Genomic DNA, 6,226 nt, shown 5'->3' with positions numbered 1-6,226 from the left:
TGCCGCGAAGGCGTAGGCCCGTTAGCCCCGCCGCGCACTGCGGCGGGCGACAGCCGCCGGGCGCAGCGCCGGCGGCACCAAAAAGCACCGCCTCCCGGGGGAGGCGGTGCTTGGTGTGCTGAGCGGGTGTTACATCCGCTCAGGAGCAGTTACGCCAACGAGACGCAGGACGTTGGCGATGGTGGTGCGGGCCGCGCCCAGAAGGGCGAGGCGGGCCACGGTCTGGGCAGCGTCGTCAGTGATGACGCGCTCAGCCTTGTAATAGCTATGGAACTGCGCTGCCAGATCGTACACGTAGCGGATCAGGCGGTGCGGTGCATAGCTGTCGGCAGCAATAGCAATCTCGGCAGGCAGCTCACCGATTTTGCGCAGCAGGTCATATTCGTGAACGGCTGTCAGCTTGCTGAAGTCAATCTGATCGATAGCCGGCACGGTAATGCCCTGCTCCTCAGCCTGGCGGAAAATGCTGCAGATCCGCGCATGCGCATACTGCACATAATAGACAGGATTCTCATTGGATGTGGAAATCGCCAGATCCATGTCGAAATCAAGATGAGAATCCATGCTGCGCATGGTGAAGAAGTAGCGGATCGCGTCGAGTCCGACTTCTTCCATCAGGTCTTCCATCGTAACGGCCTTGCCGGTACGCTTGGACATTTTGACCTTCTCGCCGTTCTGGAACAGGCTGACCATCTGGGCAATCAGCACGACCAGCTTCTCAGGGTCATTGCCGAGCGCAGACATCGCTGCCTTCATCCGCGGAATATAGCCGTGGTGGTCGGCGCCCCAGATGTTGATCATGGTATCGTAGCCGCGCTCATACTTATCGTTGTGATAAGCGATATCCGGTGTCAGGTAGGTGTAGGTGCCGTCGTTCTTGATCAGCACGCGGTCCTTGTCATCACCGTATTTGGTCGTATTCAGCCAGGTAGCGCCGTCCTGCTCATATACTTCGCCGCGGTCACGCAGCTCATCCAGTGAGCGCAGCACCTGGCCGTTCTCGTACAGCGAGGTCTCGCTGAACCAGATGTCGAAATTGACCCGGAAGCGTTCAAGGTCGCGTTTGATCTTGTTAAGTTCCTTCGTAAGCCCGTAGGTACGGAAAAATGCCGCACGGTCTCCCGGAGTCATCTCCAGCAGGCTGTCGCCCTTTTCGGCAACGAGCTCCTTGGCAAATCCCTTGATGTCCTCACCGTGGTAGCCGTCCTCCGGCATTTCCGCCGGCTGGCCGAGCTCCTGCAGGTAGCGGGCCTCGATCGATTTGCACAGATTGTTCACCTGGTTACCGGCATCATTAATGTAGTATTCGCGGGTTACCTGGTAACCGGCAAAATCCAACACATTGCAGAGGGCATCGCCGACAGCCGCGCCGCGGGCATGTCCGAGATGCAGGCTGCCGGTAGGGTTGGCGCTGACAAACTCCATTTCCACCTTTTTGCCTTTGCCTGTCTCAATCCGGCCGTAATTGTCGCCCTGCTCTGTGACAAGACCGATGACCGGATAAAGGTAGCTCTTGGAGAGCGTAAAGTTGATGAATCCCGGACCGGCGATTTCCGCTTTTTCAATAGAGGCTGAAGCAGTGTCCAGATGCTCAATAATAGCTTCCGCAATTTGACGTGGGTTGCGCTTTGCAATCTTGGTGAGCTGCATAGCGGCATTGGTCGCCAAATCTCCATGAGCCTTGTCTTTCGGCACTTCCAGCGCAATGGCCGGAAGCTCTTCCTGTGTTACTAGACCGGCCGCCAGAATAGCACCTGCAACCGCTTCTTTCACCCGCTCATTGGCAAGCTGCAGCGGATTTGAACTTTGTGTCATGATTGTGGTTCCTCCTGTATATACAAACTGATAGCGAACTGTCCCGATAGCTCCCCGTAGACGTACAAGTCATACTCCCACGAGACCTCCAGCGAACGTCCATTACGCATAATATCCAGCTTCCGCGTGTCGGTAGAGAGATTAAACTGGGCGTACTGGGACCGGTAGAAGCCCGGCAGGCGCCGTCCTGTCTCAAAAGACTGCTCAGACTCAATGCTCCCGTGCCGGATCAGCTTCAGTTCACGGCCCGTAATCTTGATCATCGTACGGACAGACACAGCCTCTCCCTGCGGACCCTGCTCCGTTTCTTCATAACGGATAAACAGCTGCTCCCCTTTGGAAAAAGCTTCACCGGCAGCCTTGATCACATTCTTCTGCCCGTCCTGCCGGCTTTCCAGAGTAACAGTAACACCATATTTGGCGGACTGTAGTTCAGACATGCTCTGTTCCTCGCTTATCGTTCTATTCATAAATTCAAGGCATATTCGCTTACCCATTGTACACTATATCCAGTTCGGATGAGCAATTCAATGAATAAATCTTATCTCTATTGACTTTTATTTTCCCTTTTACGATTAGCCGTAGCTCCAGAGAATGTTTGGACTTCCGGCCGCCGCCCGTCTGCAGATCTCTCTAATTTATTTAGTTACAACGGCAGCAGCCGCACGGTATCCTTGGACCGCAGCTGCTCCACCATGGCATGCCAGGCCGCAGGCTTATCCCCGAGCACCGCATAATAGCGGGTCAGAAAGTCGGCTACCAGCGCGGCCTCTACCGACTCCAGCCCCTCTTGTCCCGGCATGAAGCAGAGATCCAGACCGGTTACAGCTTCGCCGTCGCCCTGCCAGGACGGGTGGACATAAGGGAAATCGAGCCGCTCATACCCCAGATGGGACAATACCTCGCGGCGGACAAACGGGTCCATCGGCTTAACGCCGCCGAAGCCGAAATCCTCCACCCGGTACGGATCATAGATCTCCGCGAACATGCCGTACAGCTCCTTGCCGTTATCTGCTGCAAGCTTCTTCAGATCCTTCAGGCGGCTCCCGGCCAGAAAACGCCCGATCCCGAGGCCCTCACGGCCGATTACGGTGAAGTCGGTCATCGCTACATTCCAGTCCGGATAATAACGGTATTCTGTAGTCCCGACAACGTTGCCTTCATGAACGGCTGCGAACACACGGATTCCCGGATCCTCCAGCGGCTCCTGCCACAGGCTGTATTCCAGCACCTCTTCCGGCGGAAACACCTCACTCAGCAGATTATGTACTTGTCTGAACAGCGGATCAGAAAGGCTCGTAATTCTTACATATTCCATAGTAGAATCTCCTCCAGTGTTATTCTGATTGGGTTCTGCCTTTAGCCTGTCTTTTCTATAAAAAAGGATTGCGCCATTCCATCAGCGCAGCGTAATTGCAGGACTCCTCATCCTCCAGGTAGTCCGCTGCCACACCAAGCGGCGACCGTCCGCAGCGCAGCAGAAACGTTATGACCGGATCAGCCAGCTGCCCGCCGATAACCTCAGCAAGATACGCCTCTGCCGATAACCGGGAGGCCTCTTTGTGATAGCCCGGCATTCTTCCCGCACCCAGCAGCCGCTCAAGCTTCTGTTCTACGACCACATGATACAGGGACTGTACCAGCTCCTTGCCCAGTCCCAGCTTGCGGAATTTCGGGCGTACACACAGATCCGCAATGTACAGCGTATTACCATCAGGCTGATGTGTGGTGATATATCCGTCTGCCGTTACTTCAGACCAGGTATGACTGCGATGTGCCGATTCTTCATTAAAATGAATTTTGAGGCTCGTAACCGAACCGGCCAGTTCACCGTCCACTTCAGCGCAGAGCGCCCCCTCCGGGAACAGCTTCACATGATTGTGCAGCTGCTCCCGGTTCCACAGCAGCTCTGGCGGATAAGGAGGCGGGAAGGCTTCCGATTGTATCGTAATCAGCTCGTCAAAATCCGCCGCCGTATAATTCCGGATTACCGCAGGAACCGGCACTTTGCCGTCAAAGGCATAAAAGCTTTTAGTATACATCCTTGCCTGACTCCTTTATGTCCAGTCTGTGTACAGGTCTGTTCTCCGGTCACGCCAGGTTGTCACGGAGCCGCGCTCGCGCACCCGGTACAGCAGCTCCAGGTCCAGATCGGCGGTAATAATCATGTCATCGTTAATTTCACCTTCGGCCAGCAGCCCTTTTGGCGGAAAAGGAACATCATTAGGTGTGATAACAACAGCCTGCCCGAAGTTCGCACGCATGAGATCAACGGTTGGCAGCGACCCGACGGTTCCTGTCAGCACAACATAAATCTGGTTTTCGATCGCACGCGCATGGCTGGTATAGCGGACCCGGTGGAAGCCGTGGCGGTCATCTGTGCAGGACGGGCAAAAAATGACGTCAGCCCCCTTGGCTCTGGCCATCCGCACAATCTCCGGGAATTCAATATCGTAGCAGGTCAGCATGGCAATGGTTCCTTTGTCCGTCTGAAAGACCTCCAGTCCTTCCCCGGCCCCCATATTCCAGCCCTCCACCTCAGCAGGAGTAATATGGAGCTTGGCCTGCTCGGCAATTCTTCCGTCCGGATAAAAGAGATGCGCCACATTGTACAGCTTGCCGTTCCGGCGCAGCACATGGGTGCCTCCGATGATGTGCACATTATACTTGCGGGCAAAACCGGAGAACATCTCCCGGTACTGCTCCGTAAACTGCGGCAGGTCCTCAATGCCCAGGGCGTTACCCTGCCCGTCTCCGATGGACATCAGCTGAGTTGTAAGAAACTCCGGGAAAAGGATAAAATCGGTGCTGAATTCTTCAGCCGTCTTAATGTAATGCTCACACCGGGCAGCAAACTCGTCAAACGAAGTTATCGTATGCAAATGATATTGAACCGCGGATACGCGAAAGGCCACTCTGCATTCCTCCTAGCATTTGTCCACAGGCTCCGCAGATACACGGCACATTCCTGTTAAAGTAAATCAAATTTTATCATACTGGCGGCCAAAATCACACTCGGCGGAAAAACGTAAAAAGGCCCTCTTGTTATCCGCACGCAAAAAAAGCGGCCCCGAAGGAGCCGCCCTGTCATTAGTATAGAGTCGTTATTTTGTTATTGTTATTTTCCTCTAAAAGCAAACTTCTCCGTCCAGGTCATGCCGCCGTCCTTAGTCGAATAAAGGGATGAAGTGTCGGCGCCTTTGACTGCCATCCAGCCCGCTTTGCTGTCAGGGAAGGAGATCCTTGCTTCATATCCGGCAATCGCCGGCAGGTTGCTCCACTGCTTGCCCGCGTTCACTGTGCGGCCGACAGCCACCTGTTCACCTGCAGGCGAATAACCGGCCAGAAAGGCTGTGCTGCTGCCGGACAGCTGCATGTTGCCCGGTCTGCCTGAGGCTGGTCCTTTCTTCAGCAGCGCTGACCCGCTGCCCGGTGCGGGACCGCCGCCTGCCGTCTCCTGAGCGATTACGCGCGTCCAGCTCTTTCCCTGATTACCGCTGGCGTACAGCGAATACGAGGTCTGGGACATGCCTGATCCTCCGTACAGGAGTGCATATACCTGATCACCCTTGGCATATACCTGTCCGTACTCCGGGTAAGCAAAAGGTGATTTGAGTGCCAGCTTCCAGGTCGATCCGCCATCAGTGGTCTTCATAACCCGGTAGCCTTCGCCCGGTGCCACCACAACTGCCCAGCCGTTATTGCGGCTGGTAAACTCTGCGCCGCGCGTGTTAGCCGGAGTCTTGATCTGGCTCCAGCTCCGTCCCCCGTCCTCTGTATAATACGCAAAGGCACGGACATAACCGAAGCCGTGCTTGCTGTCTGTAAATGCGATCCGTTCAAAGCCTACCTGTGACTCCGAAATTCTCTTCCAGGTTGATCCGCCGTCCGATGTGCCGATAAGATAGGCCCCGTTCTGCTCCTGAACCGATGCTAATGCCCATCCATGCACATTGTCCGGGAAGGAGATCTGCCGGAAGTTCCACTGGCCTTCATAAATCTTCTGAAAATGGCTGCCGCCATCCGATGTGCCGATCATAAAGCCTTTGCCTGCTGCCCGTCCTGTATCTGCACTGAGAAATGCCAGATCATTGAAGCTGAGCGGTGTCTCTTCAGCAGCCAGATACTTGGCCTGCAGCTGCTTCAGCAGACCATGGTCTCCGGCGCCCGCTGGTGCCGCTGCTGCATGTCCCGGAGCTGCTGCACCCCAGGACGAAACCGCGAGCAATCCCGCGGAGAGAATGGTTAGTGCTTTTAGATGTATCTTTTTAGTCCAATTCATGATGACACCTCCTGTGATATATATACCCTTTCCTGTCAGCACTACTCTGTTATACTCCCCCTCCGCAGTTCTATCTACCCTGAGAAGGTCACAAAAAGAAGACAATTTGGTTACCGCTGCCTCCGGCTC

At 55.0% G+C, this 6,226-nt stretch carries 6 protein-coding genes; all 6 read right to left on the bottom strand.

The features are described from left to right. Nucleotides 1-129: 129 nt before the first annotated feature. Nucleotides 130-1,815, bottom strand: a complete 1,686-nt coding sequence (argS, locus tag AWJ19_RS29635; protein ID WP_068728849.1) for an arginine--tRNA ligase — start codon at nt 1,813-1,815, stop codon at nt 130-132. Beyond that, nucleotides 1,812-2,255, bottom strand: a complete 444-nt coding sequence (locus tag AWJ19_RS29630; RefSeq protein WP_068728847.1) for a DUF1934 domain-containing protein — start codon at nt 2,253-2,255, stop codon at nt 1,812-1,814. Before AWJ19_RS29630 ends, argS begins: the two co-directional genes overlap by 4 nt. Nucleotides 2,256-2,461: 206 nt before the next feature. Then, nucleotides 2,462-3,133 (bottom strand): GNAT family acetyltransferase, encoded by a 672-nt coding sequence (locus tag AWJ19_RS29625; protein ID WP_068728841.1) that lies wholly within the window; start codon nt 3,131-3,133, stop codon nt 2,462-2,464. Nucleotides 3,134-3,188: 55 nt separating this feature from the next. Continuing rightward, complete coding sequence (locus AWJ19_RS29620; protein WP_068728839.1) at nt 3,189-3,857, bottom strand: GNAT family N-acetyltransferase; 669 nt, start codon at nt 3,855-3,857, stop codon at nt 3,189-3,191. Nucleotides 3,858-3,872: 15 nt separating this feature from the next. After that, nucleotides 3,873-4,730 (bottom strand): carbon-nitrogen hydrolase family protein, encoded by an 858-nt coding sequence (locus AWJ19_RS29615; protein WP_068728837.1) that lies wholly within the window; start codon nt 4,728-4,730, stop codon nt 3,873-3,875. Between the two features lie 203 nt (nt 4,731-4,933). Then, nucleotides 4,934-6,097 (bottom strand): hypothetical protein, encoded by a 1,164-nt coding sequence (locus AWJ19_RS29610; protein WP_068728835.1) that lies wholly within the window; start codon nt 6,095-6,097, stop codon nt 4,934-4,936. Nucleotides 6,098-6,226: the final 129 nt, after the last annotated feature.

This window comes from Paenibacillus sp. DMB5 (assembly GCF_001517085.1).
Lineage (GTDB): Bacteria > Bacillota > Bacilli > Paenibacillales > Paenibacillaceae > Paenibacillus_AQ.
This window is presented reverse-complemented; position numbering and strand designations above follow the sequence as displayed.